A 25761-nucleotide genomic window follows, 5' to 3' on the forward strand; every position below is an offset into this window, starting at 1 on the left:
GGGTCACCACCCGTGGGCAGCGCGGTAGCTGAAGAGTTTGCTTGTCGCCACGAGGCTGCCGAGCTCCAGGAACGTCCGCGCCGCTTCCAGGAGGCGTTCCCGTTTCGCTTCGCGCACCGACCACGCGCCGAAAGTGTCAGGTTTCAGGGTGGCAGCCCACTTGCGAGAGCCGGTGTGCCGTGATGGACAACCAGCGATCCCGCAATGTAAACACTCCTCCGCCGGATTCGCGGGAGGCAAGAATTTCATTACTGATCCGGCTGCTCGGCCCTTCTCAAATAGCCGGAACAGGATCATCATTCCTGCTAAGCAAGTTCGGAATCGGCAGTGGTCTCAATCGACGGAGAGGGGGCGATCTTCCCTCGGTTGATCACACCAGGGGACCTAATCCGCGCCTTTCGGGCACCTTTGTCCGCTTCTTTGAGCGCGGTCCGTCAGCATAAGCCTGAACGCACCTCCAGTCGGGGGGATGGTGGCGTAACCGGGCCGCTGGATGCCATGGAATTCCGACAGCGAAGGCCACCGAAATGTCCCACCCACACGCGCGTCGAACAATGCTGGGTTCCGCTCTCATTCTGTTTGTCGCAACAACCACAGTCGTGTCGTGTTCTGGGCAGAACGCGGCCCCTGCGCCGTTCACGTCCCCAGGGACCACCGACTCAACATCGCCGACGGCGGCGTCGGAGACTCCGTCCCCTACAGCTTCCCCGACTCCGACGGGCCCCGACCTCTGCGGACCAGGGTCGGCCCTTAACTTCGACGCGACCGCCTTCCCCGAGTCACCGAAGATCGACAACAAGTGGTTCCCGCTGACGCCCGGCAGGCAGTACACGACGACGGGAAAGGTCACGAGCGCCGAAGGCTCCACCGAGCGCACGGTGGTCCACTCCGTGACCGGGCTGACCAAAGTCATCAACGGAGTCAAGACCCAGGTGATGTGGGACCAAGACTTCTCTGATGGTGAGTTGGTGGAATCCGAATTGGCCATGCTTGCCCAGTCGAAGGATGGGGCGGTCTGGCTCTTCGGGGAGTACCCGGAGGAGTTCGAAGGCGGCAAATTCATGGGCGCGTCGAAGACCTTCATTAGCGGCATCGCCGGAGCCGAGGCAGGGATCGCGATGCCAGCCCAGCCGCGGACTGGCACGCCGGCCTATCCGCAGGCTCACGCGCCTGCGGTGGGCTTCCTGGACTGCGGAGCCGTTCTTCAAGAGCATAAGCGGGTGTGTGTTCCCACCGGGTGCTACGAGGACGTCCTGGTGATTGATGAACGCAATCCGCTGGAACCGGACGCTGGCCACCAGCGGAAGTTCTATTCGGCCGGCACAGGGCTGGTTCAAGTGACGGCCGTGGGCGGCGCTGACCAGGAAACCTTGAACCTCGTGAAGGCGGAACAGCTGTCCGACGCCGGGTTGAAGAACATCAACCAGCATGCACTGGCCCTCGAACAGCACGCGTACCAGACAGGCAAGACCGACTTCGCAAAGACACCCCGTGCCGAACTTACAACGGAGACCTCCGGCGGCAAATGATCAAACGCGGGCATTGATTCGGGTGGTGCAATCCCGATAAGTTCTTGAGTGTCCCCAAGACTGTCAGTGCGTCGTTGACAACATCCTGTCCAGCGCAGTTCCAATGGGAAAACAGGGATTCACGAAGGAGTGAACACCGTGGCTTACACCGCTGAGAACTGGCCCATCACCGCAGCGCTCCTGCAGTTCCCGGGAACCGACGCGCACGGTAACCACATCAACGACGCCGACGCCGCCGCCTGGGCCGAGGTCCTCACCGAGGTCAAGGACGCCGGTTTTGCCGACGCCGACCTCACGGACAGCTGGGTCCGCCCCGGCGACCTGAGCTCCGCCCGGCTCGCGGAGTTCAAGCAGACCGCAGACACCGTCGGCATCGGCATCCCGGTCATCTCCGCGATCCGCCGCAGCGTGATCGAGGAAGGCAACTGGGAAGCGAACCTGGCGTACAGCCACCGCACCATCGACGCCGCCGCCGAGCTGGGCTGTGAGGTGGTCTCGTTCGGGCTGCACCAGGCCATCACCGCCGAGCAGCAGAAGCAGCTGTGGTTCTGGACTCTCGAGGGCTACAAGGACCCGGTGGGCGACAAGGAAACCCGGGGCAAGGCCGTGGCACGCCTGCGGGAACTCGGCCGGCACGCGGCCGAGGTCGGCGTGCTGCTGTCCCTGGAGATGTACGAGGACACCTACCTCGGCACCGCGGATTCCTCGGTCCAGCTGGTGCAGGACATCGGCCTGGCCAACGTCGGCCTCAACCCGGACATCGGCAACCTCATCCGGCTGCACCGGCCGATCGAGGACTGGCGCGAGATGGTCGCCAAGACGCTGCCGTACTCCAACTACTGGCACATGAAGAACTACATCCGCGACGAGGACGTCGCCCGGGACACCTACGTCGCGATGCCGGCCCCGATGGAATCGGGCCTGATCAACTACCGCGAGGCGTTCAAGGTCGCCCTCTCGGTGGGCTTCCAGGGCATCCTGTGCACCGAGCACTACGGCGGCGACGGCCTGTCCGTTACGGCCAGCAACCAGGACTACCTCCGCCGCCAGGTCCTGCCCAAGACCGACGGCTACGCCCTCGGCCAGAGCCAGGTGGCCCAGGGCCGGCAACAGCCCGCCGGCACCCATCAGAACTGAATACCCCCGACGGATTCGATGAGGAACCATGACCCAGATCTTCGACAATCCCGCTGATTTCGCGGATGAGGCACTGGACGGCTTCGTGGCGGCCAACCGCGGCTACGTGGCCCGTGTCGACGGCGGCGTGGTCCGCTCCACCGAGGTCCCGGCCGGGCAGGTCGCCCTGGTCATCGGCGGCGGCTCCGGCCACTACCCGGCCTTCGCCGGCCTGGTCGGGCCGGGCCTGGCCGCCGGATCGGCGTGCGGGAACATGTTCGCCTCGCCCGCGGCCGGGCAGGTCTACCGGGTGGCCAAGGCCGCCCACGCCGGCGGAGGGGTGCTGCTGAGCTACGGCAACTACGCCGGCGACGTGCTGCACTTCGGCCAGGCCCAGCTGCGCCTGAACGCCGAAGGCATCGAGACCCGCACCGTCCTGGTCACCGACGACATCGCCAGCGCCCGCCGGAGCAGATCGGGAAGCGCCGCGGCATCGCCGGGGACCTGACGGTCTTCAAGATCGCCGGCGCCGCCGCCGAGGCCGGGCTGGGCCTGGACGAGGTGGAACGGCTGGCCATCAAAACCAACCACCGCACCCGCTCCCTCGGCGTGGCCTTCGGCGGCTGCACCCTGCCCGGCGCGGACGCGCCGCTGTTCACCGTCCCCGCGGGCCAGATGTCCCTGGGCCTGGGCATCCACGGCGAACCGGGCATCTCCGAGCACCCGCTGCCGACCGCCTCGGAACTGGCCGAGCTCCTGGTCAGCCGGCTCCTGGCCGACAAACCGGACGGCGCCGGCACCCGCGTGGTCGCGATCGTCAACGGCCTAGGCACGGTCAAGTACGACGAACTCTTCCTGCTCTTCGGCAAGATCGAAAAGCTCCTCGACGCCGCCGGCCTGACCGTGGTGGACCCCGAATGCGGCGAGCTCGTCACCAGCCTGGACATGTCCGGGCTCTCCCTGACCCTGCTCTGGCTGGACGAGGAACTCGAACGGTACTGGGCCGCCCCGGCCGACACCCCCGCGTTCCGCAAGGGCAACCTGGCGCCCCGCGCCCGCCGCGAACTCGCCGCGGCCGACGAGACCGCCGCCGAAGAGGCCGAACAGGCCACGACGGCGGCAGCGGACTTGGGACGGCAGGCCGCGGCCGTGTTCGCCCAGGTGCGCGACGTCGTCGTCGACCACGAAGAGGAACTGGGCAACCTCGATGCGATCGCCGGGGACGGTGACCACGGCATCGGGATGCGCCGCGGCGTGGACGCGGCAGTTGCCGCCGCCGAGCAGTCTGTGGCCGCCGGAGCGTCCGTTGGACGGGTCCTCACCGCTGCCGGCGAGGCCTGGAGCGAACGCGCCGGCGGCACTTCGGGCGCGCTCTGGGGCTCGGCGGTCATCGCCGCAGGCCTCGCTTTGGGCAACCGGGACAGCTACAGCGGCCAGGACGCGGCCGCCGCGGTCACGGCCTTCGTTGACGCGATCACCGAACTCGGTAAGGCCGAACCCGGGGACAAGACCATGGTGGATGCGCTGCTGCCGTTCCGGGAGACTTTCCTCGGCGCGCTCGACGGCGGCGCGCCCCTTCGCGATGCCCTCGCCGCTGCCGCTGCAGCCGCGCAGACAGCCGCGGACCGGACGGCTGATCTCCGCCCGCTCAAGGGCCGCGCCCGTCCGTTGGCGGAAAAGAGCCTCGGACACCCGGACCCCGGCGCGGTGTCCTTCGCATTGATCTCCGAGCGGATCGCCCGCCACCTCGCATCAGTTCGGGCCAAGCCTGAACCGGCCACACCCGACACGGCCTCAGGGGCCGGAAATGGAGCACAAAGAAATGACTGACACCGAAGGTTTGCGCATTGTCATCGGCAACGATGAGGCCGGCGTCGAATACAAGAATGCCCTGAAGGCCCTGCTCGAAGCCGACCCCCGCGTGGCGTCCGTGCTGGACATCGGCGTCGGCGCCGATGACTCCACCGCCTACCCGCATCTCGCCGTCAACGCGGCTAGGAAAGTGGCCGACGGCGAAGCCGACCGGGCGCTGCTGATCTGCGGAACCGGCCTGGGCGTGGCCATCGCGGCCAACAAGGTCCCCGGAATCCGTGCCGTCACCGCGCACGACAGCTACTCCGTGGAACGCTCCGTCCTGAGCAACAACGCCCAGGTCCTCACCATGGGCCAGCGCGTCATCGGGCTGGAACTCGCCAAGAAGCTCGTGGGCGAATGGCTGAGCCACCGCTTCGACGAAAGCTCCTCCTCCGCCGCGAAGGTGGACGCCATCGGCTCCTACGAGTCCGACTACACGGAGGCTGACTGAACATGACCGAGACTCCGAACAGCTCGCGACGGATCGCCGTCGTCGGCTCCGGCTACATGGGCGGCGGGATCGCCCAGGTCCTGGCGCTTGGCGGCGCCCGGGTTGCCCTCGCGGACGTGTCCGCCGAAGTGGCGCAGAAGAACTACCAGCGGCTCCTGACCGAATCCGACGAATTCGTGGCCGCGGGTCTCTTCCCCGCAGGTTCCACCGCCATCCTGCAGCAAAACCTCTGGGCCGCCAAGGACATCGAGGAAGCCGTGGCCGACGCGGACTTCATCGAAGAAGCCGTCCCCGAGGTGATCGAGATCAAGCACCAGACCCTGGCCCGGATCAGCGCCGCCGCCCGGCCGGACGCCATCATCGGCTCCAACACCTCCACGATCTCCATCGCGGAGCTGTCCGAGCCGGTGACCAACCCGGAACGCTTCCTGGGCGTGCACTTCTCCAACCCCTCGCCCTTCATCCCCGGCGTGGAAATCATCCCCCACGCCGGCACCTCGGCCGCCACCGTCGGCGCCGTCCGCGACCTCGTACACGCGGCCAACAAGCAGACCGCCGTCGTCAAGGACGTCACCGGATTCGTGCTCAACCGGCTCCAGTACGCCCTCTTCCACGAGGCCGCCCAGCTGGTGGAACAGGAAATCGCGACCGCGGAAGACATCGACACCCTGGTCCGCACCACCTTCGGCTTCCGGCTGCCGTTCTTCGGCCCCTTCGCGATCGCCGACATGGCAGGCCTGGACGTCTACAACTTCTGCTACAAGTCCCTGCAGACCGAATTCCCGGAACGGTTCGCCACCCCGAAGATCCTCACCGAGCTGGTGGAGGCCGGAAAGCTGGGCACCAAGACCGGGGCCGGCTTCCTCAACGTCCCCGCGGAGCGCACGCCGGAACTGATCGCCTACCGGAACAAGGCCTACGTGGCCATGCAGAAGCTCATCGACGAGCTCGGCCCCGCTCCCATCAACTGACCTCCAACCGGGCACATCTGCGTGTTCTAAGTCGGGTGACTATTGCCTCACCGAGTGGTAAACCTAAACTGTTCCGCTGAGGAACCGGCGGGCTCGTTTCTGACAGCGAGGTGCACCATGACTTCCATGAATCCTGCTAATCAACTCGACGAGCTGGGCCAGCGCACTCTACGCAGGGCACGCCGCCGCATCATGCCGCTGATCGTCCTGCTCTACTTCATCGCGTATCTGGACCGGAACAATGTCGGCTTCGCGAAGCTGACCATGAGCGAGGACATCGGCCTAAGCGCATCGGCCTATGGTCTCGGCGCAGGCATCTTCTTCCTCGGCTACGCGCTGCTGGAAATCCCGAGCAACGCTGGCATGTACAGGTTCGGCGCCCGCAAATGGATCGCCCGGATCCTCATCTCATGGGGCATTTTCGCCACGGCGATGTGCCTGGTGAACGGCGCGACCAGTTTCTACATCGTCCGGTTCCTGCTGGGCGCGGCCGAGGCAGGGTTCTTCCCGGCCATCCTCTTCTACCTGACGCTCTGGTTCCCGTCCGCGCAGCGCGTAACGGTGCTCGGCATCTTCATCCTCGCCCAGCCCGTCTCCAACGCCCTTGGCGCACCGGTGTCCGGCCTGCTGCTGCAGATGGACGGCATCTGGGGCCTGCAGGGGTGGCAGTGGCTCTACATCGTTGAAGGCATCCCGGCTATTATCCTCGGCATCCTGACGCCAATCCTGATGACCGACCGCCCGAGCCACGCGCGTTGGCTGGCCGACGATGAGCGCGAGTGGCTGACCACGACCATGGACGATGAGCTTGCCCGACACCAGAAGGGGCAGCCGCATCACTTCCTGGCCGGCCTCAAGGACCCGCGGACCATTGCCTACTCAGCGCTGTACTTCGGGCTGGTCTGCGGTATCTACGGCCTCGGGCTGTGGATGCCGACGATCGTTGCCGCCCTGGGCGACTTCAGCACCACGCAGGTTGGCTTCATCGTTGCCATTCCCTACACGGTTGCTGCGGTTTTTGTGTACTTCTGGGGTAAGCGCTCGGACCGTACCGGCAACCGGGTCTTGCATGCGACCATCAGCATGGTCATGGCGGCCATCGGCCTCCTGGCTGCCGGCTACCTCGTCGAGGTCAACGCGGTCCTGGCGCTGTTGGCCCTGACGCTGGCGGCCATGGGTATTTACTCCGCTATCGCCCCGTTCCTGGCCATGCCCGCGACTGCCCTGGTCGGCGCCGCGGCAGCGGCCGGGCTGGCCATGGTGAATTCGCTCGGTAATCTGGGCGGGTTCGTGGCTCCCTTCGCCGTGGGGCTGTTCAATGACGCCACGGGAGACAACCGTTCCGGCCTCGTGTTCCTGTCAGCCTGCCTTGCCATCACGGCCGTCGCCACCTATCTCTACGCACGCAAGCGCCCGGAGGGACACGTGAAGCCGGGTACGCCGGCCACGGTCGGTGAGGAAGCTGTAGCTTCCGACGATTTCGACACCAAGAACTGACCATCAGGCGACGAGGGGCTAAGGACCATGACTCGGCAAGCAGCGTTTCCGTCCGGCCGGACCGCGGTGCTCACCGGCGCCGCCTCTCCCCGCGGCATCGGACGGGCGACGGCGGAATTGCTCGCCAGCGGAGGCTGGGCCGTTGCGATTCTGGATATCGACGGCGACGCGGCGCGGAAGGCTGCGGCGGAAATCGCCGACGTCTACGGTGTCGCCGCAGTCGGTGTGGGCGCGGACGTGTCCGATCCGGCCGCCGTCAACGCTGCCATCGACGAGGTCGAGTCAACGCTGCCGCCGATCATTGGCCTGGCCAACCTGGCAGGCATCAGCTCCCCCACGGAGTTCATGGACGAGACCCTCGAGGCCTGGGAGCGGGTGTTCAAGATCAACATGACTGGCACTTTCCTAGTCACGCAGCGGGTCCTTGGGGGCATGATCGAGCGGAAGCTGGGCAGGATCGTGAGCGTCTCCTCCATCTCCGCCCAGCGCGGAGGCGGCACCTACTCCAAGGTCGCCTACAGTGCTTCGAAGGCTGCCATCATCGGCTTCACCAGGGCCCTGGCGCGGGAAATGGGCCAGCATGGAATCACGGTCAACTGTGTTGCTCCGGGTCCCGTGGACACCGACATCATGGGCGGAACACTGACCGAAGAGCGGAAGGCCGCCATGTCAGCCGACATCTTGGTGGGCCGGGTGGGAACCGTGCGCGACATCGCCGCGCTGCTGGTGTTCCTGCTGGGCGAGGACGCCGGCTTCATCACGGCCGCGACGTATGACATCAACGGAGGCCTGCAGATTTCCTGAAGGCAGCGACGCGAAGGGCCGTATCACTCTATGGAGTGGGCTGCAGCCCTAGACGGCAGCCATGACCGGCTCGCCGTTGAAGTATTCGAGCTGCCAGCCGTCGACGGCATGGTGGTGGGCAAGGTTGAGCACGGCGTTGTCGATGCGTTCCAGCGTGCGGCCGATCGCGCGGCTCAGGCTCACCCGCAGGAGCGTACCGTGGGCGACGGCCAGGACGCGGCGGCCGTGGAACTCCTCGGCCAGCGATTCCAGGGCGGCCAACCCGCGGCGGGCTGCCTCGTCCTCGCCTTCCGCGCCGCGGAAACCACCGGGGATGCGCAGTGCGTCCAGTTCCGGGCCGTCCTGCAGGCCCTCCGCGGGTCCGAAGCTGCGCTCGGCGAGCTCCGGCACGCGCCGGGCAACGCTGAGGCCCAGCCCGGCGGCAATGAGGTCGGCGGTTTCCGCCGCACGGCTCAGCGGCGAGGACACGATCGCGTCCCACTCGTAGCCGGACAGGGCGGCGACGGCATCGCGCGCCTGGCCGCGGCCGACGTCGTTCAGCGGAATGTCGGTGGATCCCTGCAGCCGGCGCTCCGCGTTCCAGTCCGTCTGGCCGTGGCGGACAAGGGCAAACGTCGTAAAAGTCATGCCTTCCATTCTGCCCTGCGGGCGGACAGGCCCCGTCATCAGCGAGACACCAGCAGGTCATCATCGTGGAGCTATCCGGCAGGGCCCGACTGCGCGGCGTAGGCGGTGGCCCGGTCGCGGACGTGGGCCACGTAGGAATCCGACTGGTTGTAGGAGTAGATGGCGTCCGTCCAGCCCGCGGCGGTGGTGAGATCACCGCCGTGGACGCATAGGTACGAGGCGGCACTTAGCGCGGCGTCGTCGATGTTGAACGGGTCGGCTTTTCCGTCACCGTTCCCGTCCCGCCCGGCGAGCTGCCAGGTGGAGGGGATGAACTGCATGGGTCCGACGGCGTGATCCCACTGGGCGTCGCCGTCCAGGGAGCCGGCGTCCGTATCAGGGATCGCGGCAAAACCGTCGCCGTTGAGGCTCGGACCGACAATTGGCCCACTCGCCTGGCCGGCGCTGGTCAGGCTTCCGCCGCCGTAGGTTCCGTGGCCGGATTCGACGAAGCCGACGGCCGCCACTGTATTCCAGCCGATGCCGCACGCCGGCGCGGACTCGTTGGCTGCACCCGCCGCAGCCACGTAGGCCTGAAGCGCACGGGCAGGGATGCCGGTCTTCGCGGCGGCATGGATGAGCCACTGGGCGTCCGTGCTTCGGGTTATGTTCACCGCGGAGGTGATGCCGGCGGAAAGCGTTTCGAGTTTCGCCTCCGCCCGGGGCGGTGGTGGCAGGGCCCCGCGGGTCTCCGCGCCGGAGAATTGCAGTGCCCAAAACAAGAACCCGGTTATAACGCAAAACGCGAACAGGCCGAGCACTGTCAGGCGCTTCAGGTGGAGCATGGACTAGTTGGACCTGCCGTAAACGGCGCCGATCCGCTGATCCGGAGCTGTGCCGGAAATCGCCCCGGTGCCGCACCCACGCGGCGCCATAGTCCTAGCCCTCACAGTCGACGCAGTAAGTGTGGCCGTTCTTTTCGCGTGCCACTTGGGACCGGTGCCGGACCAGGAAACAGGAGTAGCAGGTGAATTCGTCCTGCGCCTGCGGGATGACCTGTACGACGAGTTCCTCGGCGACGAATTCACCGCCGGGTGTGATCGAATCGTCAAAGGCGTCAGTCTCATCCATCTCGCGGACAACGCTGCGGGCATCCGGGGCGTTGGCGGATTGCAGCGCCTGCAGGGAACTATCCTGCGACTCCTTGACGTCGGATCGGACTTCGTCGTAATCGGTTGCCACGGGGGTGACTCTCATTCCTATGTTTTGTTCTGACGGGAAGCCAACGTACACCATTACGCGCGCCCCTGCGTCATCTGAACTAAGCGTGGACAACAAGTTCGTTCCCGCTGTGCACACCGTCCACCACCTCACGCGGCTTCTGGATCCAAGGTTTGTCCCGGGTGTGCGGGGATATTCTGTGGTCGGCGACCGAGTGCAGGGTGCAACTGCGGGACCGCATCACCCAGCATCATCGGTTCCATGTTTGGACAAGAAAGTCGTTTGACGTCAGAGGACGGTTGGCCGTGGACGCTGGATTCGCAGGAGCACTCGCGCGATCCGCCGCGGCCGGGCTCCTGCTGGCCGCCTTCGCCACGGTCCTTGCCCCGGCGTCACCGGCTGCCGCACACGACATCATCGAGGCTACCGAACCCGCCGGCGGGTCCACGGTCGCGTCCGTTCCGCTAACCGTTCGACTGACGTTCATGCACACCCCGATCGCCTTGGGCTCCCGGATCCTGATCCAGGACGAGACCGGCACAAACCAGTCCGACGGTCCCGTCGTCGTCATCGATAACCACGTCACCCAGGCCGTAAAAGCCGGTGCACCCGCGGGCCGCTACACGGTGGCGTGGCGGGTGGTGTCCGCGGATTCCCACCCGATCGATGGGACCTTCGCCTTCACCGCCGGTGCGGCAGGCGGAACGGGACAGCCAGGCACGGCTTCCATTCCGGCAGCCGCGCTTCCGGCCCCGAAAGCCGCGGCACCGGTGGCGCCGCCGTGGGGCTTGGCCGCCGGCGGTGCCGTGCTCGCGGTGGGACTGGCCGGAACAGCCCTTCACGTCCGGCGCCGGCTGGCCGTGAACGACGCCGACGGTCCAGTTTCGTGATCACCCGGCGCGGGTGCCACGACGCGGGCGGCCAGTAGAATGTGGATCTCGGTCCCCCGATCCGGGGACCCGGAAAGGACCGCTCACGATGGCGCGCGCTTCCTTCCGGCTTTTCCGCACCGGGCTGATCGGATCCCTCATCGTGGCGCTGGCAGCCGGCGGGCACCTGGCCGGCGGCGGGCGGCTGCCCGAGCCGGCGATCGTGACGGCGCTGTGTGCCGTGGCGATGGTCCCGGTGGCGGTCCTGACCCGCTTCCGCCTGAACTTTATCGCCCTGGCCGGCCTCCTCGGCGTGGGGCAATTGTGGCTGCACTGGTCGTTCGGCGCGCTGTCCGCCGCGGCGCCCGTGAGCGTGTCCGCACGGACGGCCAACAACCATCCGGGCCACGCGGCGGCGGTGATTCCTCCGGAGATGCTCCACCCGTCCATGGCGGTGTCCGCGGCCGACATGGGCGGGGCCATGTTCACTGCCCACGCGGTGGCGACCCTCGGCACGGCCCTGCTGCTGGCCCGTGGCGAGCGGGCGCTGTCCGCGCTGGGCTCCTGGCTGCGCCCGCTCGTGCAGCTGCCGGAACCTGTCAGCCTGGTGCCGATGCGCGCCGCCGGGCCCTGCACGGTCTTCCTTACCCTGCCGAGGGTCCGGGTGGGCCGCCGGCTGCCGACCCGGCGCGGCCCCCCGGAGCCGGCGCCCGCCGCCTGACACCATCCCCTTTCACACCCGGACGGGGACGGCAGGCGGCCACCCGCCGCCACTGCCGGACGGACACCGCACCGCCCGGTCCCCACCCGTTCATTCCTTTGTGAAAGGCACCTTGCCATGAAATCCTCCCTCCGCCGTACCCTCAAGACCGCCGCGGCCGCCACGATGACCGCCGCCCTGCTCGCCGCCGGCGCGGCCGCCGCGTCCGCCCACGTCCACGTGGACTCCGATGACCCGGCCGCGGGCGGCTACAGCCACCTGACGTTCAATGTCCCCAACGAGTCCGCCACGGCCAAGACCAGCAAACTCGAGGTCACGCTGCCCACCGACACCCCGTTCACCTCGGTGTCGGTGAAGCCCGTCGAGGGCTGGAAGGCCGTGGTCAGCACCAGCGATCTGCCCAAGCCGGTCACCATCGCCGGCGCCACCGTCACCAAGGCCCCCAGCTCCGTGGTCTGGACCGCCGACGCCGCCCACCAGATCGGCCCGAACGAATACCAGGCGTTCTCCCTGTCCGTGGGAGTCCTGCCGGATGCCGGCACCACGGTGACGCTGCCCACGTCCCAGACCTACACCGACGGGACGATCGTGAAGTGGGACGAGAAGACGGTCGAAGGCCAGGCAGAACCCGAACACCCTGCCCCCTCATTCGTAACCACGGCCAAAGACGCCGAACCCGCTGCTGCAGCAGCGGCCCCGGCAACGGTAGTACCGGCAGCGTCCCCGGAAACAACACCGGCGCCGGCGGCCGCCCCGGCCGCGGCAGCAAGCACCTCAAGTGATGCCGGCTCCGTGGCCGGCTGGATCGGGATGGCAGCAGGACTGATCGGGCTCGCCGCGGGCCTGACCACACTGGCCCGCACCCGCCCGTCCCGGGCCAAATAACCAGGCCAAAAAGCCCAGGTAGATCACCCTCCGCCGACCCGCCCTTCCCATAACGCCCGCCGGCAACCGGCGCACTGAGGCCCCGGACAGCCATTGCTGTCCGGGGCCTCACGTCAGATGGGGATCGGCGCCGCGACCTCATCACCGGTCGGAAACCAGGAGCTCCCGTCTCTGCGCAGCGAAGTCTTCCGCCGGGATGGAGCCCGCAGGCGTGGAGGCCGTCTGGCCGGAAAGAGCAGCCGTGGCGAAGGTGTTTGCCGGCCGGGGCAATCCGTAGTGCTCACGGAGGGTCCGTCCGGTGTATTCACGCCGGAAGAGTCCGCGGTCCCGCAGGATCGGGATGACGTGGTCCACAAAAACGTCAAGGCCGGAAGGGAGCACAGGCGGCATGATGTTGAAGCCGTCCGCGGCCCCGGCCACGAACCATTCCTGGATGGCGTCGGCCACCTGCTCGGGGGTGCCGGAGAAGGTCCGGTGTCCGCGGCCACCCCCGAGCCTGCCGATGAGCTGGCGCACTGTCAGGCGTTCCCGCCGGGCGAGGTCCACGATCAACGTGTACCTGCTCTTGGCGCCCTCGATCTCGTCCTCGGGCGGCAGGTCTTCCGGCAGTTCGGCATCGAGGGCCAGGGATTCCGGCGAGACCCTGAGCACTCCCGCAAGCTGCCGTCTGGCGTGCTCGGGGTGGATGAGCCCGTCGAGTTCGTTCTCCAGCCGCCGGGCTTCGGCTTCGGTGGACCCAATGACCGGAACGATGCCCGGAAGCACCTTGATGGTCTCCGGGTCCCGGCCGGCGGCGGCGGTCCGCTGTTTCAGGTCCGCATAGAAGCGCTGCGCGTCGGGCAGGGTCTGCTGCGCTGTGAAGACTGCTTCGGCGTAGCGGGCGGCGAAGTCCTTGCCGTCCTCCGAGGAGCCGGCTTGGACAATCACCGGGTGGCCCTGGGCGGAGCGTGGCACATCCAGGGGGCCTTGGACGCTGAAATAGGTGCCGGTGTGGTTAACCGGGTGGACGCGGGTGTTGTCTCCCCAGATCCCGGCATCCTTGTCCCCAAGGGCGGCGTCGTCTTCCCAGCTGTCCCAGAGCTTGCGCGTGACGTCGAGGAATTCCGCGGCGCGCTCGTACCGCAGCGCGTGGGCCGGCTGGTCCCGAAGCGAGAAGTTCCTCGCGGCGGCGTCTCCCGCTGTGGTGACGACGTTCCACCCGGCCCGGCCGCCGCTGATATGGTCCACGGAAGCAAACCGCCGGGCCAGGTTGTAGGGGTCGTTGTAGGTGGTGGACGCCGTCGCTATCAGCCCGATGCGTTCGGTGACGGCAGCGATGGCGGCGAGCAGGACGGTCGGCTCGAGTGTGCCGTAGGGGCGCTGGCCGACGTCGCCGTGCAGCACCGGCGAGTCCGCGAAGAAGATGGAGTCGAACGTGCCGCGTTCGGCGGTCCGGGCCAGCCGCTGGAAATGGGCAACGTCCGTCCCGGCGAAGCTGTCGCTTTCCGGCAGCCGCCAAGAGGCTTCATGGTGGCCGGTGCTCATGAGGAACGCGTTCAGATGCAGCTGCCGTGCGCCGCTCACAGCGGCGCTCCGGAGAGATCTGCGCGGAGTTCGACCGTCTCGGAATAGACGGAGGAGTCGCCCTGGATGGAGGTGCTGCTGCGTCCATCGATACCGCGCGGAACATCGCCGGCCACCGTGACCCGGTTCAGCTGGCGGGGCTGGCCGTCAAAGTTGTCCGGGGCGTAATGCTGCGTGATGCGGTTGTCGAAGAGCACCAGCTGGTCCGGTTCCCAGTTGACGCGGACCACGTTCTCCGGGCGGGTGACATAGGCCTGGAGCAGCCGCAGAATGTCCTTCGATTCGGTGTTGGAAAGACCCACGATCCGCAGCCTTTGGGCGAAGCCGCCGATGAAGAGGCCCCGCTCCCCGGTTAGTGGATGGACCCGGACCACGGGGTGGGCGGTCTCGAAGTGGATCCTGGTGAATTCCTTCCGCCGCTCATCGGCGTTGGCGTGCTCGAGGTTTTTCGGCACTGAGTAGTCGTAGTCATTGGTGTGGACGGCCCACAACGTGTCGGCGAAGTTCCGCAGTTCCTCCGGCAGGTCCTGGTAGGCACCTGCCGAGGAGGCGATCAGAGTCTCCCCGCCGTAGGCCGGCAGGGTGATGCTGCGCAGGGTGGAGGCCTGGGGCGGGTTCACCACGAACGTGACATCGGTGTGCCAGTTGTTCGCGCTGCCGTTTTCGCTGTCTACCGGCAGGACCGCCGGTTTGCCCTCGACGGAGGCCACCGTGGGGTGCGCTTGGGTGAGCGGGCCGAAGCGGCTGGCGAAGCGGACCTGGGCTTCGTCGTCGTGGACGTTGGCTTCCCGGAAGACCAGGGCCTTGTGGGTGTTCAGGGCCGCCCGGATCTGGGCGATGGTGGCGTCGCTGAGATCGCTGCTGAGGTCCAGGCCGCGGATCTCGGCGCCGATGCGCGCGCTGAGTTTCCGGAATTCGAGGCGGGTTTCGGTAGCTGTCGACATGGTGGTTGACTCCTTGGTCTGTGGGGGCGTGGCTAGTTTGGCTGGGTTAGTTCGACTGGGATCCGACGGCGGTCCGCCACCGGGAGAAGTGCCGTTCGACGGCGACCAGCAGGTAGTTGACCAGCAGGCCGAGCAGCGAGACGGTCAGGATCCCGGCGTACATATCCGGGATCAAGAAACTCATCTGGGAGTTGACGATCAGGTACCCGAGGCCCGCCTTGGCGCCGACCATTTCCGCGGCGATGAGCACCAGGATCGAGGACGTTCCCGCCATCCGGATTCCCGTGAAAATGGTCGGTACCGCCGAGGGGAGGATGACCTTCTGGAACAGCCGGAAGTTCGAGAGACCCAGGGAGCGGGCGGCACGAATGAGCAGCGGATCAACGGTCCGGACGCCGGCGATGGTGTTCAGCAGCACGGGGAAGAACGCGGCATAGGCCACGATGCTGATCTTGGATGTCTCCCCGATCCCCAGCAGGAGGGTGAAGACCGGGAGCAGGGCCAGCGCCGCCGTGTTCCGGAAAACCTCCAGCAGCGGGTTCAGGAACCGGTCAAGGGACCGGTACCAGGCGACCAGCAGGCCAAGGGCCACGGCGGATACGACGGCAATGCCGAAGCCGCTGGCGGACCGGGTGAGGCTTGCCGCCAGGTGGTTCTGCAGCTGACCCTTGTCGATAAGGGTTCCCAGGGCCCGCAGGACCTCGTGCAGCGGCGGGAGGAACACCCTGGTCGAGGCCGAGGCGAGGTAGGTTGGCCCCAGTTCCCAGAGCAGGAGGAACAGCACGATGGCGCCCGAGGCCCAGATCCCGCGCCCAGCCTTGCGGGCAATGGCCCGGACCAGGGAGGGAAGGTGCCTGGCTGCCGGGCTCCGGGCGGCCCCCGCTGTCCACCCGGCGTCGGCCGTGGGTGCAGCAGAGGCGGCGGGGGCGACGGCGTCTTTGGTCAGTGTTGGTGCAGTCATCAGGCTGCCCTTCCCGTGCTGATCTGGCCCTTGCTGAGTTGGGGTGCCTCGTCGGGTGCAAACCCGTCTGGCCGGATTTTGGCGTGCCCGGCGTCCTGGGCCTTCCGGACCTCGTCGTGCAGCAGCGACCAGACCTTGTGGCGGTGTTCGACGAAGACGGCGTCGGAGCGGACGTCGCCATCACCGCTCCGCTCCCCCAGGTCAATGTCGACAATCTGCTTGAGCCGGCCGGGGCGGGAGCTAAGCACCGCCACCCGCTGGCCCAGATACACGGCTTCGTCGATGCCGTGGGTGATGAAGATGATGGTCTTGCCCGTGGCTCGCCAGATACGCAGGAGTTCCTCCTGGAGCTGTTCCCGGGTCTGCGCATCCAGCGCCGCGAATGGTTCATCCATGAGCAGGACGTCGGGTTCGTACGCGAGGCTCCGGGCGATCGCAACGCGCTGCTTCATGCCGCCGGAGAGTTCATGGGGATACCGGTCCTCGAAGCCTGACAGGCCCACGAGCTCCAGATAGTGGCGGGCCTTGTCGGCACGTTCCTTGCGGTTCAGGCGGCGCCCCTCGCTGCCGGTTCCCTCGAGGCCGAAGGCCACGTTGGCGGCCGCGGTGCGCCACGGGAAGAGTGCGTACTGCTGAAATACGACGGCACGGTCGCGGCCGGGTCCGGTCACCTCCTTGCCGTCCACCAGAATCTGGCCGGTGTCCGGCCGGGTGAGCCCGGCAAGGAGGTCCAGGAGCGTGGTCTTGCCGGAGCCGCTCGGACCGACCAGAGTGATGAACTCCCCCGCGGCGACGTCCAGGGTGATGCCCTCCAGCGCCGTCAGGGTGGTGCCCTCGGGCTGGTCCTTGCTCGCCCGGACGGTGAACTGTTTCCCGACGTTCCGGAGGCTGATTTTCGGCGTCTGGCCGGTAACGCGGGTCATGATGCCGCCCCCTTCAGCAGGTCATTGAAGTCGTTGGTGTAGTACTTGGACGGGGTGATGTCGCCGGTGACGATTCCAGTGTCGTTCAGCCACGCTGACCAGCGGGTGAAGTCCTGGTCGCTGATGGCGCCCTTGGAGGGGACACCGACGCTCTTCCAGTACTTCAGGGCTGCGGTGCTTTCGGAGCGCTGGCGCTTGTCGATGATGCTCGTAAACCGTGCGATTACTTCGTCGCGGGGCGTACTGCGTTCCCATTCGATGGCCTTGGCCACACCGGTGGTAAAGATCCTCGTGGTTTCCGGGTTCTTCTCGATGAAGTCCTTGCGCAGGACGTATTGGCCTCCGGCGAAGGTTCCAAAGAGTTCGAAGTCGTTGAACAGGGACCGCAGGCCGCCCTTGGCGACTGCGTTATCCTGCAGCACTCCGCCGAGCGCCCCGACCTCGACCTGTCCGCGGCGGATGGCCTCCTCGGTGTCATTGGGCGGAACGACGACGAGTTGTACCTGCTTGATCTCCTCCTGGGACAGACCGTTCTTCTTCAGATAGCTGTTGATCACGGCGTCCGAATGAGCGCCCAAGGTGTTGACGGCGATCTTCTTGCCGATCAGATCCCGTGGCGACCGGATCGGACTGTCCTGGGTGACATAGAAGCCGTTGAACGTCTTATCGTCCTCGCCGTAGTAGTTGATCACCGCGGTAACCGGTGCGCCGGCTTCGATGAGCTTCACCACGGCGCCGGAGAAGGCGCCGCCAAAGTCGGTGGCTCCGGTAGCGGCTGATTGGATGCTCGCCGGCCCGCTGATGGTGTTGCCCACCCAGTTGAGTTTCACGCCGCCCAGGTAGCCGAGGTCCTCGGCCAGCTCGGGCAACGTGACGCTGTTGGCCCAACCCTCGTAGCGGAGTTCGGTCACTTCGGGCGTCCCGGGGGCATTCCCGGCCGGGGACTGGGCGCTCGCAGGGCCGCCGCAACCGGAGACCACCAGCGAGACCGCCACGGCGGCAGCAACGCCCAAGGTGGAGAAAAGTCCTGCGGGTAAGAGTCGGTTTTTCATAGCGGATACTTTCTGGATTCGATTGTGCGGACCGGGCTACCGGACCGTGTCCACCATCAGAACAGAGTTGAATCCACGCCGGCAGGTGCCTCGACACCCGGCGAAACCGCGCGTCATCCGGCGACGAAAACAGCCACGGACGGCACCCGCTACCCAATCGGACGCATTGGGAAGCAGTCCGTAACAGGGCAGACTCACGCGGTCATCGGCCGCTATTCCGGGACATATCCACGCCCCACTAGACCGGCACTGTGACGGCGCCCTGACGTCTTGGTGACGCGCGACGTCGGCCCGTTAAGGCCCCGGCTCGCACCGCCGTCGCGCCCGGCACGAAAGAATTCCTAAGATGTGGCCGAATGTTGCGTTTCCCGGGGCTGCGGGGATAGGGCGGCGTCCGGGGGCCTGTCGGCGGGTGAACTGAGCATCAGCGCCAGAATTCGGTGAGCTGCTCGGCAACGGCTCCGCCTTGGTTGTAACCCGCCCGAGCGGCGGGCGGACGCAGCGACAGATCCATCGCATTGGCACCGAACATGTGCTCGGAGGTGCTATCCGGGAAGAGCGTTTCGACTCTGCTGCCGCGTGCGCGTAGTTCATCGACCTGCGTTGCGAGATGCATGCCCCAGTGCACCGGAGTCCGAGATCTGCCGCCGAATGGTGACAGCACCAGCACCCGTGCGTATCCGGCCGCCAGGTCGGCATTCTCGGCGTTGGACCGGTAGCCGCCGTCGATGTATCGGCTGCCACCGACACCGTAGGCGAAGCCACTGGCACAACTGGCGGCCACGGCGTCCACCAGGTCAACCCCGCTGAACCGGTCGAACACGACCGGTTCACCGGTATCGGCATCGACCGCCGTGATGAGCATCGTGTGGGCCGGCCAGTGCTGGCTGGGCAGCCGCGCGGCGACGGTCGCGCGCCACCGCGCTTGCCCGGAACCGCCCGACGCCGCATCCAAATCGAGCGCCGCCGCGCCCATTCTGCGGCGCATGTCGGCCGCATCCTCAGCGGCGGCGATGATTCGGCTCGTTCTCTCCATGTGGTCCGCCGCCGGCCTGATCGGAACGCGTCCACCGTCGGATCCGACCGGACCGGTCCGCTGCTGGGGCACCGCGGCAAGGATGGCGTCAAGCAGTTCGGTGGGAGTCGCGCCAGTGATCTGGGCCGCGGCCGTCGATCCGGCCGACGTGCCGATGATCAGATCGGCATCGGTCACATCCAACCCGGCATCGAAGAGGCCGGCGATGACGCCGATCAGCCAGGCATTGCCTGTCGATCCGCCGCCACCGAGGACCAGCGCCCGCTCGCCCGCGGCGCGCACCCGCTTTGTGGCGTCGACCTGCGGCTGATCCTGGTCGGACCTCGGCCGGTCGGAGGCCGTCGTCGAAATGGAGTGCAGAGGTGAAGAAGGTGTTGTGTTCATGGGAGTCGCCTTTCGCGTATTGCCTGGCGGGCGCTCCCAGTTGCGACTATTTCAGTCGCGAGATCGCGGACTGCGGGGGAGCACCCATTGCGGATACTGCGTTCATGGGTCTCACCTCCTGCCGATGGATCACGATCACGGGAATGATCCCACACCAGCGACGCGGTGCGCAATCGGTATCAAGCTGGTTACAGTTCACCTGTCGAACGCAGTGCAGAGGCACACCACCGAGGGTGCATTTTGAGATGCCGTCCTCAGTGACTCTGGCGTGTCCGCCTCCCTGTGGCAGCGGCGAACACGCCTTGAGCATTGGGTCGAGCCGCCGCTACATTCCGGGGATCTGCTGGGCTTCGTGGACCTCGATTTCGCAGCCGCCCGGCATGTTCAGGTGCGGGTGCTGCTTGGCGAGTTCCACGGCTGCCTCAAGGTTTTCGGCCTCGATGATGCTGTATCCGGCGACCTCGCGCTGGCTCGGTGCCGTGGCTCCGCCTGCGGAAACGCGGACGCCGTTGGCCAGGGGCGTTCCGAAGTCGATCAGCCCGTTGCCGACCTTAGCGGCCCACCCGTTCCACTGTTCCATCACGGCTGCCATGTCCTCCGGCGCGGGCGGCGCGGCCTCGGCGGGGGTCATCGGGGCGTGGTAAATAAAGACGAACTTAGACATATCGTTTCTGCTTTCCTGGGGTGTCTTTGACAGGTATCGGGTTGAAAAACTTCAGACGGCGACGGGTCGGCCGGTGAACGCGATCAGGCGCTCCAGGCTGCTGGCGGTCTCCGCGACCGGCTGGGCAGCGGCGAAACTGCCGCTTGCGCGGACCTGGTCGGAGATGGTCAGCAGGGCCAAGGCCTCAACGTGATCAGTGACGACGTCGGAGACGACAAGCTCCTGGCCGGTGGCCGTCGCGAAGTCCCACGCGTGAACGAGCAACTCGAGGTTGATAATGCCGGCGACGACGGTGGCGGGCAGTTCCGCGAAACCCATGTCGATGGTGCCTTCGACGCCGCGGCGGCTGAACGCCTCCAGGGCGGCCTGCGCGAGGCCGGCGATGCGGACTTCCGGACCCGCCCCGGCGTCGTCAGTCACTTCCGCGCCCAGTGCGCCACCGATGTGCTTCAGCGATCCGGCCAAGTGCTCCAGCAACTCATGGGCCGTGAAGTTTTCGCAGGGAGTGGCCTTCTCCCGGTCTTCCGGAGTGAGTTTTCGCAGCACGCCCAGGAGCACGGCGAGTGATGCTTCGGCGGAGCTGATGTGATCGATCGAGTCCGGGGCCGCTGACCACTCGTCCGGACCGGCGCCGGCCGGGGAGGAAGTTTCGGCGATGAGGCGGTCCAGGTAGTGGTTCCAGCCCTCAGCATGCGCTGCGGCCTGTTCGGCGGTGAGGCCATCGTGGACCAGACGGAGCGTGGTGCCGTCGGCGTCGGGCTCCAGCGTGATCGACACAAGTGCAAAATCGTCGGAAGGTCAGGTGATGGGAGTGCGGCCGTCTATAGTCGGCAGGGCGTCGACGTCGGCGTCGGCGTCGACGTCGGGGGCATGGCCCCATGTCGACGACGGCGCGCCAGCGCCGTTAGGGGTAACCGTTTGCGTTGCCCGGGGATTATCCGAGCCTGGGATTCGAGAGCGCACTGAGGGCGCGATCGAATGCGGGGTGCTCACCCCGGCACAGCGGCTATAGGCCCCGGTGGTGCTCGATGAGCCAGCGCGCCATCTGCTGGGCGCGCTTGGAGGCCAGCGTGTCCCCTTCGGTGGCGGAGATGATGGAGCCCTTCATCAGGATGTGCCAGGACCGCGCGAATTCCTCGGGGCGGTCCAGCCCGGCTTCCTCGGCCAGGGCCTGGACGTGGCCCCGGATGCGACTGAGGTAGTCGATGCTCGCCTTCCCCAGCGGGTGCCCGGCCCCCATCTCCAGCAGGACGTTGATGAACGAGCAAGCCTCGAAATCTTCGCGCTGGAACCAGTCGCCGAACACGTCAAATACGGCGAGCAGCTGTTCCTCGGCGGTGGTGCCCCGTTTTCTGGCCTCGCCCACGATGAGGTCCACGGTCCATACTTGGTCGCGGAGTTCCAGAAAGGCCAGCACCAGGGCGTCTTTGGACGGAAAGTGCCGGTAGAAGGTCGCTTTGGATACCCCTGAGCTGTTGATCAGCTCATTGACCCCAACACCGCGGATGCCGCGGCTGGAGAATAGTTCGTAGGCGGTGGCGAGAATGCGGTCCACAGGCTCATCGCGTCCGGCCATGGCTGTGGCAGGCAACAGCGTGGGGCCCGCGGCGTCGTCGACAGTCATGATAAAAGAATTTTACACTGGGCCGGGGCGAACAGACCGGTCTGCCTCGGAGTGTGCTATTAGTATCCGCTGGGTTGCCGCAGAGCACCCGGCCGGCGCGATGTTGGGCGGGCCGGCCAAGCACCCGCCCGGCGTCATTAGGTCCTTAGGGATGAAGAACGCGGTCCCCCTCACAGCGTGCCGAGAATCGGCTGTCCAGCGCGTGGACGAAGCTCCGCAAGGTGGCGGATTCGTGGGTGTTGTTGGCCAGCCGGACGATCGCCGAGGCGGTGTGGGCTAGCTTGATGTTGTGGTGCTGGCTGTAGGCGGAAAGCCGTTCGAAGGCGGCGTCGGAACCGATGTGAAGTATTCCCATCAGGATGCCCTTGGCCTGTTCAATAAGGCCTCGCGTGCCGATGGCGCCGGCAATGGCTTCGCGTGCGGACCGGTCCGTCTCCAGCTGGACCGTCCTGGTGAGATCGAGCATGAATCCGTCGATGGACAGCACGTTTCCGTCGCTGTCCGGCACCCCCTCCCCCGCAGTCAGGACGCGGCGTTCCCGCCGGCGAGCGTCGAAGAGGCGGTGGTAGTTGGCAAAAAACCCACCGCCGCGGCACACACCCTCAATAATTTCCCTGCACCGCTTCCGGTCGTCAGGGTGCAGGTGAGACATCAGGACTCCCACCGTGGGCACCACCTCGCCCCGGTGATAGCCGTGGATTTGGTAGACCTGCTCGGACCACTGCAGCTCCCCCGAGACCACATCGTAGCGAAAGGTGCCAGCGAGGCAGTCCTCGGCAACAAGTGCGCTGGAGTAGGCCCGCAGCGCCTTCAACCCCGTCATGGCCATGCCTGCCTGCCGGGCCTGCCCGGCCTGCCGGCAGCCGTCCAGCGCCCGGGCCCAGACCGCCCCACGCGGCCAACACGGGACCCGACGACGCTCAGCACGAGCTGAACCCGACCTGGGCGGTCCGCGTTTCCAGAGCCTGCCGCCACCGTACGATCAGCTGCTGATTCCGGACAACGGCCCGGCCGCCCAAGAAGCGCGCTGCGGAGGGTATGCCGATGCGCGGCGGCCGTCCCGGGGATCTGGGCGCTCCGTCACGGACCGATCTCGCCCGTGCACGCGGATCGTTGGCGTGCGTCTCACGGGCCCGACGGCGCGCGCTGAGCTCCGCCGGAATGACGTCGGCCTCGGACTGGCGCAGGCCGTCGCTTTGCGGTGCCTCAATCTCGGTCACCAGCCCCATGCCGGCGTACTCCCGCACTGCCGCGATCCCGGCCACCGCCGATGGCAGGTCAGGAAAGGGCCTGGAGAGGGCCATGACCGTCCCATCCGGGGCAGTCAGTCGAAATCGGTAGGAAGTGTCGGAATCGGTGAACAGTTCGAACATGCCTGTCATAGAACCTCCTGGAAGCCGGGACCCGATTGCTCCCGGTGACTCCGTTGTCACCGGGAACAGCCTGAATCCACCCGAACGATGCCAGCCGCTCATAGGGGCCGACCCGAATCGAATTGATGAATTCATGAAAGTCTGAACTATGGTTCTGGCCTGCGCAAGAGGTAACACCCTGTCTGCCCGCGGCGGCGACACGCCGGCGGTCCGGCGCTACGATATATGTGCGGACAGACCAATCTAGGGAGCTGCGAGACAGACTTTTCTGTCTCGGGCGTGCTAGTTTTCCTGTCGGCGGGTTCTGCACAGACGCGCGGCTCAGAATATTTGAATGTGAAGGAGGGAGGTCCCGATGCCGGATGATCTTCCCGCAAGCCTGGTCCTGACCGATGTGAAGGCCGAACTTTTCAAGTCCATGGGCCACCCTGCGCGAATCCAACTATTGGAGATGCTCGCAGACGGGCCAGTTGCCGTGAGCAGACTGCGCGACAACACCGGCCTGGAGCCGTCGAATCTCTCCCAGCATTTAAGCCTGCTCCGCCGCCAGCGCCTGATTGTCCCCTCACGACGCGAAGGACGGCTGTTCTATGAACTGGCCAGCCCCGAAGTGAATGACCTGCTCGCGGCAGCCCGGTCTCTGCTCGGCACCCTCCTCCACACCTCCCGATTGACCCTGAGTCCCTTGGCTGAAGAGCGGGAAGAGGCAATCCGTTAGGTGCCGGCGCGCGGCGGACCGCCAGACGGCTCCCCCACGGCGGTCGACGTCCGCCGCGACGGCACTATCCGCAATGCCACTTGGACTGGACGGCATCGGGGGTGGCGACCGGCCAGCCAAGTCCGCACGACATACAGTATGGACAACATCGATCGACCGCCCGGGAATTGTCCGGGCCTAAGAACCAGTAGGGTATGCATGGCTCACGCCGAGAACGAGGCCACCATTAGCCGTTCACCGGAGGACGTCTATGCGTTCCTCGCGGATGGGCTGAACAACCCGGCATGGCGTTCGGGGGTTCAGGACTTCACACTGAAAAGCTGAAAGCCCGGGGACCTCGGCGCAGTGTACAGCCAGACTCTCACGGGGCCTGGCGGCCGACCCATCGTCGGAGACTACGAAATCACGGCTGCGGAACCCGGAAAGCACCTGGGCTTCCAGGTTGTGGCCGGCCCTGCCCGCCCGGCCGGTGCTTACCGGCTCAGTGAAGCGCCGGGCGGAACGACTGTTCGGTTCACCCTGGATCTGCAGCCGAAGGGACTCATGAAACTCGTGGGTCCGGTGATTGTCCGCACCATGAATGCAGAGGTCGCGCAACTGACAAACCTGAAGAACGTTCTCGAATCCGCATAGAGAGGCCTCACAGGGTGGCACCTATGGAAAACCGGAATCCGGACGTGGATCAGTGGCTGGAGCACTACGACAACCCTCAACGCGAGTTGGTGGCGAAGATAAGGGCGTTCATTTTGGAGTGTGACCCGGCCGTGAAGGAAGCCATCAAGTGGCAAGCGCCAACCTTCATGTACAAGGGGAACATCGCGTCCTTCTTCCCCAAGGCCAAGAAAAACGTCACCCTGATGTTTCACCAAGGGGCGTCCATTCAGGATGATGCCGGGCTTCTGGAAGGTGACGGTGAAGTGTCCCGTGTGGCCCGGTTCGTGGACGACGACGATTTCGAGGCCAAGAAGGCATCACTCCGGAAAGTGATTCTCGCCTGGATCCAAGAACGAAGCTAAGGCTTGCGTCTGCTTCCAGACAACGGCGACGACGGCGCCCGTCACCTATCAAGAAAGGTGGCGGGCGCCGTCGACCCTTCTATAGTTGTCAAGCGCGGCAGGACTCCGGGTTTGTAGCGTTGAGTGTTCGGTAGACCCGTCGGGCGAGATAGCGTTTGACGCACCGGCGGATTTCCTTTTTGTTCCGTCCTTCGGCTTGTCGTTTCTGGACGTATCCGATGGTCTGGGCATCGAAGGTCATCCTGCTGAGGGCGACCATGTGCAGGGCTTTGTTCAGGGTTCTGTCGCCGCCGCGGTTGAGCCTGTGTCGGACGGTGTTCCCGGAAGAGGCCGGGATCGGGCTGACCCCGGCCAGGGACGCGAAGGCGGCCTCGGAACGTACCCGGCCTTGGTGGGACCACGCGGTCAGGCAGATCGCGGCGGTGACGGGGCCGAAGCCGGTTTCCTGGAGCAGGGGCGCGGCTTCGCTGATCTCGACCAGTTCAGTGATCCGGGAGCTGTTGGCTTTGATGTCCGCGTCAAGCCCGCTGATGCGTTTGGCCAGCCGGACTGCTTCGGAGCGGGCAACGGACAGTGCCAGGGGTTCTTCACGGGCCCGCCACCGGAAGATCTCGAGGATCTGGGTTCCGGTCAGGGGTTTGCGGGCGTCAAGGCCCAGGTCGTTCACCCGGGCCAGCGCGGTCAGCGCGTTTACGGCCCGGGTGCGCTCGGTGGTCATGGACTCCCGTGCGCCGACCAGGACCCGCAAGGCTGCGCGGATCCCGTCATTGAGCCGTGGGCGGCGCAGCTGCTGCTCCTGAAGGGGCAGGACGGCAGCGGCGATCCGTTGCGCGTCCAAGGGATCGGACTTGCCGACCCCGTGGTGGGCGCGGGCATCCATGCGCGCGGCTTCGGCGACGTGGTAGCCGGCGGCGCCGACGGCACCTGCGAGCAGGGCGCCGTAGGACGCGGTGCCCTCGATCACCCACAAGGTCCCCAG

Annotated in this window: 27 protein-coding genes and 1 pseudogene; 13 read left to right on the forward strand and 15 right to left on the reverse strand. The window is 66.4% G+C overall.

Features of this window, described 5'->3' with window-relative positions; translation table 11 throughout:
- The first annotated feature begins 599 nt into the window (after window positions 1–599).
- The 7 genes and pseudogenes from M2428_RS16610 to M2428_RS16640 all read left to right on the forward strand — a co-directional run bounded on the left by M2428_RS16610 (window position 600) and on the right by M2428_RS16640 (window position 8222).
- The gene (locus M2428_RS16610; RefSeq protein ID WP_277527059.1) at window positions 600–1529 is read left to right on the forward strand and encodes a hypothetical protein; all 930 of its coding nucleotides are present in this window, start codon (window positions 600–602) and stop codon (window positions 1527–1529) included.
- A 138-nt stretch (window positions 1530–1667) separates the two neighbouring features.
- Complete coding sequence (locus M2428_RS16615; protein ID WP_277527060.1) at window positions 1668–2666, forward strand: sugar phosphate isomerase/epimerase family protein; 999 nt, start codon at window positions 1668–1670, stop codon at window positions 2664–2666.
- Between the two features lie 28 nt (window positions 2667–2694).
- A pseudogene (gene dhaL / locus M2428_RS16620) lies at window positions 2695–4475 on the forward strand (dihydroxyacetone kinase subunit DhaL).
- Complete coding sequence (locus M2428_RS16625; RefSeq protein ID WP_277527061.1) at window positions 4468–4950, forward strand: ribose-5-phosphate isomerase; 483 nt, start codon at window positions 4468–4470, stop codon at window positions 4948–4950. The pseudogene dhaL and the gene M2428_RS16625 overlap by 8 nt, the downstream one beginning before the upstream one ends.
- Window positions 4951–4952: 2 nt before the next feature.
- Window positions 4953–5921 carry a 3-hydroxyacyl-CoA dehydrogenase family protein gene (locus M2428_RS16630; protein ID WP_277527062.1) on the forward strand — a complete coding sequence of 323 codons (969 nt, stop codon included), beginning with the start codon at window positions 4953–4955 and terminating at the stop codon, window positions 5919–5921.
- Window positions 5922–6038: 117 nt separating this feature from the next.
- Entirely contained in the window at window positions 6039–7418 is a 1380-nt protein-coding gene (locus tag M2428_RS16635; RefSeq protein ID WP_277527063.1) for an MFS transporter, read from the forward strand.
- Between the two features lie 27 nt (window positions 7419–7445).
- Window positions 7446–8222: an SDR family oxidoreductase gene (locus M2428_RS16640; RefSeq protein WP_277527064.1), complete on the forward strand. Its 777-nt coding sequence runs from the start codon at window positions 7446–7448 to the stop codon at window positions 8220–8222.
- Between the two features lie 48 nt (window positions 8223–8270).
- Here the strand turns inward: M2428_RS16640 and M2428_RS16645 are convergent, their stop codons facing one another.
- The 3 genes from M2428_RS16645 to M2428_RS16655 form a co-directional block, all read right to left on the reverse strand.
- Window positions 8271–8849 carry a histidine phosphatase family protein gene (locus M2428_RS16645; RefSeq protein ID WP_277527065.1) on the reverse strand — a complete coding sequence of 193 codons (579 nt, stop codon included), beginning with the start codon at window positions 8847–8849 and terminating at the stop codon, window positions 8271–8273.
- 71 nt (window positions 8850–8920) lie between these two features.
- Window positions 8921–9673: a lytic transglycosylase domain-containing protein gene (locus tag M2428_RS16650; RefSeq protein ID WP_277527066.1), complete on the reverse strand. Its 753-nt coding sequence runs from the start codon at window positions 9671–9673 to the stop codon at window positions 8921–8923.
- A 94-nt stretch (window positions 9674–9767) separates the two neighbouring features.
- Window positions 9768–10070, reverse strand: a complete 303-nt coding sequence (locus M2428_RS16655) for a DUF4193 domain-containing protein (RefSeq protein WP_277527067.1) — start codon at window positions 10068–10070, stop codon at window positions 9768–9770.
- A 284-nt stretch (window positions 10071–10354) separates the two neighbouring features.
- Between M2428_RS16655 and M2428_RS16660 the strand changes: the two genes are divergently transcribed.
- The 3 genes from M2428_RS16660 to M2428_RS16670 all read left to right on the forward strand — a co-directional run bounded on the left by M2428_RS16660 (window position 10355) and on the right by M2428_RS16670 (window position 12524).
- Window positions 10355–10939 (forward strand): copper resistance CopC family protein, encoded by a 585-nt coding sequence (locus M2428_RS16660; RefSeq protein WP_277527068.1) that lies wholly within the window; start codon window positions 10355–10357, stop codon window positions 10937–10939.
- Window positions 10940–11027: 88 nt separating this feature from the next.
- A complete protein-coding gene (locus M2428_RS16665) occupies window positions 11028–11639 on the forward strand; it encodes a hypothetical protein (protein WP_277527069.1) in 612 nt (203 codons plus the stop codon).
- A 117-nt stretch (window positions 11640–11756) separates the two neighbouring features.
- A complete protein-coding gene (locus M2428_RS16670; RefSeq protein ID WP_277527070.1) occupies window positions 11757–12524 on the forward strand; it encodes a YcnI family protein in 768 nt (255 codons plus the stop codon).
- Window positions 12525–12665: 141 nt separating this feature from the next.
- Here M2428_RS16670 and M2428_RS16675 read toward each other — a convergent pair whose 3' ends face one another.
- From M2428_RS16675 to M2428_RS16725, 11 genes are all read right to left on the reverse strand, one after another.
- Window positions 12666–14087: an LLM class flavin-dependent oxidoreductase gene (locus tag M2428_RS16675; RefSeq protein ID WP_277527071.1), complete on the reverse strand. Its 1422-nt coding sequence runs from the start codon at window positions 14085–14087 to the stop codon at window positions 12666–12668.
- Entirely contained in the window at window positions 14084–15031 is a 948-nt protein-coding gene (locus M2428_RS16680) for a TauD/TfdA family dioxygenase (protein WP_277527072.1), read from the reverse strand. The genes M2428_RS16675 and M2428_RS16680 overlap by 4 nt, the downstream gene beginning before the upstream one ends.
- A 46-nt stretch (window positions 15032–15077) precedes the next feature.
- Complete coding sequence (locus M2428_RS16685; RefSeq protein WP_277527073.1) at window positions 15078–15992, reverse strand: ABC transporter permease; 915 nt, start codon at window positions 15990–15992, stop codon at window positions 15078–15080.
- Window positions 15992–16915 carry an ABC transporter ATP-binding protein gene (locus tag M2428_RS16690; protein WP_277527074.1) on the reverse strand — a complete coding sequence of 308 codons (924 nt, stop codon included), beginning with the start codon at window positions 16913–16915 and terminating at the stop codon, window positions 15992–15994. The genes M2428_RS16685 and M2428_RS16690 overlap by 1 nt, the downstream gene beginning before the upstream one ends.
- A complete protein-coding gene (locus M2428_RS16695) occupies window positions 16912–17967 on the reverse strand; it encodes an ABC transporter substrate-binding protein (RefSeq protein WP_277527075.1) in 1056 nt (351 codons plus the stop codon). Before M2428_RS16695 ends, M2428_RS16690 begins: the two co-directional genes overlap by 4 nt.
- Before the next feature lie 424 nt (window positions 17968–18391).
- Window positions 18392–19387, reverse strand: a complete 996-nt coding sequence (locus M2428_RS16700; RefSeq protein WP_277527076.1) for a patatin-like phospholipase family protein — start codon at window positions 19385–19387, stop codon at window positions 18392–18394.
- A 325-nt stretch (window positions 19388–19712) separates the two neighbouring features.
- The gene (locus M2428_RS16705) at window positions 19713–20051 is read right to left on the reverse strand and encodes a hypothetical protein (RefSeq protein ID WP_277527077.1); all 339 of its coding nucleotides are present in this window, start codon (window positions 20049–20051) and stop codon (window positions 19713–19715) included.
- 51 nt (window positions 20052–20102) lie between these two features.
- Window positions 20103–20828 carry a TIGR03086 family metal-binding protein gene (locus M2428_RS16710; RefSeq protein ID WP_277527078.1) on the reverse strand — a complete coding sequence of 242 codons (726 nt, stop codon included), beginning with the start codon at window positions 20826–20828 and terminating at the stop codon, window positions 20103–20105.
- Between the two features lie 229 nt (window positions 20829–21057).
- Complete coding sequence (locus tag M2428_RS16715) at window positions 21058–21675, reverse strand: TetR/AcrR family transcriptional regulator (RefSeq protein ID WP_277527079.1); 618 nt, start codon at window positions 21673–21675, stop codon at window positions 21058–21060.
- Between the two features lie 145 nt (window positions 21676–21820).
- Entirely contained in the window at window positions 21821–22498 is a 678-nt protein-coding gene (locus tag M2428_RS16720) for a PAS and ANTAR domain-containing protein (RefSeq protein WP_277527080.1), read from the reverse strand.
- A gap of 97 nt (window positions 22499–22595) precedes the next feature.
- Window positions 22596–23057 (reverse strand): DUF1508 domain-containing protein, encoded by a 462-nt coding sequence (locus tag M2428_RS16725; protein WP_277527081.1) that lies wholly within the window; start codon window positions 23055–23057, stop codon window positions 22596–22598.
- A 346-nt stretch (window positions 23058–23403) separates the two neighbouring features.
- On the opposite strand from M2428_RS16725, the gene M2428_RS16730 reads away from it, so the two are divergent.
- The 3 genes from M2428_RS16730 to M2428_RS16740 all read left to right on the forward strand — a co-directional run bounded on the left by M2428_RS16730 (window position 23404) and on the right by M2428_RS16740 (window position 24782).
- A complete protein-coding gene (locus M2428_RS16730) occupies window positions 23404–23766 on the forward strand; it encodes a metalloregulator ArsR/SmtB family transcription factor (RefSeq protein ID WP_277527082.1) in 363 nt (120 codons plus the stop codon).
- A 345-nt stretch (window positions 23767–24111) separates the two neighbouring features.
- Complete coding sequence (locus M2428_RS16735) at window positions 24112–24399, forward strand: SRPBCC family protein (protein WP_277527083.1); 288 nt, start codon at window positions 24112–24114, stop codon at window positions 24397–24399.
- Window positions 24400–24422: 23 nt separating this feature from the next.
- The gene (locus tag M2428_RS16740; protein WP_277527084.1) at window positions 24423–24782 is read left to right on the forward strand and encodes a DUF1801 domain-containing protein; all 360 of its coding nucleotides are present in this window, start codon (window positions 24423–24425) and stop codon (window positions 24780–24782) included.
- A gap of 88 nt (window positions 24783–24870) precedes the next feature.
- Here the strand turns inward: M2428_RS16740 and M2428_RS16745 are convergent.
- The coding region (locus tag M2428_RS16745) for an IS110 family transposase (RefSeq protein ID WP_277527085.1) at window positions 24871–25761 on the reverse strand (891 nt) is incomplete at its 5' end.

The sequence above is a fragment of the Arthrobacter sp. ES3-54 genome, from assembly GCF_029504395.1.
GTDB lineage: Bacteria > Actinomycetota > Actinomycetes > Actinomycetales > Micrococcaceae > Arthrobacter.

What these genes read in the sequence shown, in the direction of transcription:
- M2428_RS16715 (WP_277527079.1), bottom strand. Translation starts at nt 21,675, where the DNA reads ATGACTGTCGACGACGCCGCGGGCCCCACGCTGTTGCCTGCCACAGCC.
- M2428_RS16725 (WP_277527081.1), bottom strand. Translation starts at nt 23,057, where the DNA reads ATGACAGGCATGTTCGAACTGTTCACCGATTCCGACACTTCCTACCGA.
- M2428_RS16690 (WP_277527074.1), bottom strand. Translation starts at nt 16,915, where the DNA reads ATGACCCGCGTTACCGGCCAGACGCCGAAAATCAGCCTCCGGAACGTC.
- M2428_RS16635 (WP_277527063.1), top strand. Translation starts at nt 6,039, where the DNA reads ATGACTTCCATGAATCCTGCTAATCAACTCGACGAGCTGGGCCAGCGC.
- M2428_RS16640 (WP_277527064.1), top strand. Translation starts at nt 7,446, where the DNA reads ATGACTCGGCAAGCAGCGTTTCCGTCCGGCCGGACCGCGGTGCTCACC.
- M2428_RS16650 (WP_277527066.1), bottom strand. Translation starts at nt 9,673, where the DNA reads ATGCTCCACCTGAAGCGCCTGACAGTGCTCGGCCTGTTCGCGTTTTGC.
- M2428_RS16695 (WP_277527075.1), bottom strand. Translation starts at nt 17,967, where the DNA reads ATGAAAAACCGACTCTTACCCGCAGGACTTTTCTCCACCTTGGGCGTT.
- M2428_RS16670 (WP_277527070.1), top strand. Translation starts at nt 11,757, where the DNA reads ATGAAATCCTCCCTCCGCCGTACCCTCAAGACCGCCGCGGCCGCCACG.
- M2428_RS16630 (WP_277527062.1), top strand. Translation starts at nt 4,953, where the DNA reads ATGACCGAGACTCCGAACAGCTCGCGACGGATCGCCGTCGTCGGCTCC.
- M2428_RS16730 (WP_277527082.1), top strand. Translation starts at nt 23,404, where the DNA reads ATGCCGGATGATCTTCCCGCAAGCCTGGTCCTGACCGATGTGAAGGCC.
- M2428_RS16680 (WP_277527072.1), bottom strand. Translation starts at nt 15,031, where the DNA reads ATGTCGACAGCTACCGAAACCCGCCTCGAATTCCGGAAACTCAGCGCG.
- M2428_RS16685 (WP_277527073.1), bottom strand. Translation starts at nt 15,992, where the DNA reads ATGACTGCACCAACACTGACCAAAGACGCCGTCGCCCCCGCCGCCTCT.
- M2428_RS16700 (WP_277527076.1), bottom strand. Translation starts at nt 19,387, where the DNA reads ATGAACACAACACCTTCTTCACCTCTGCACTCCATTTCGACGACGGCC.
- M2428_RS16720 (WP_277527080.1), bottom strand. Translation starts at nt 22,498, where the DNA reads ATGACGGGGTTGAAGGCGCTGCGGGCCTACTCCAGCGCACTTGTTGCC.
- M2428_RS16740 (WP_277527084.1), top strand. Translation starts at nt 24,423, where the DNA reads ATGGAAAACCGGAATCCGGACGTGGATCAGTGGCTGGAGCACTACGAC.
- M2428_RS16645 (WP_277527065.1), bottom strand. Translation starts at nt 8,849, where the DNA reads ATGACTTTTACGACGTTTGCCCTTGTCCGCCACGGCCAGACGGACTGG.
- M2428_RS16705 (WP_277527077.1), bottom strand. Translation starts at nt 20,051, where the DNA reads ATGTCTAAGTTCGTCTTTATTTACCACGCCCCGATGACCCCCGCCGAG.
- M2428_RS16625 (WP_277527061.1), top strand. Translation starts at nt 4,468, where the DNA reads ATGACTGACACCGAAGGTTTGCGCATTGTCATCGGCAACGATGAGGCC.
- M2428_RS16665 (WP_277527069.1), top strand. Translation starts at nt 11,028, where the DNA reads ATGGCGCGCGCTTCCTTCCGGCTTTTCCGCACCGGGCTGATCGGATCC.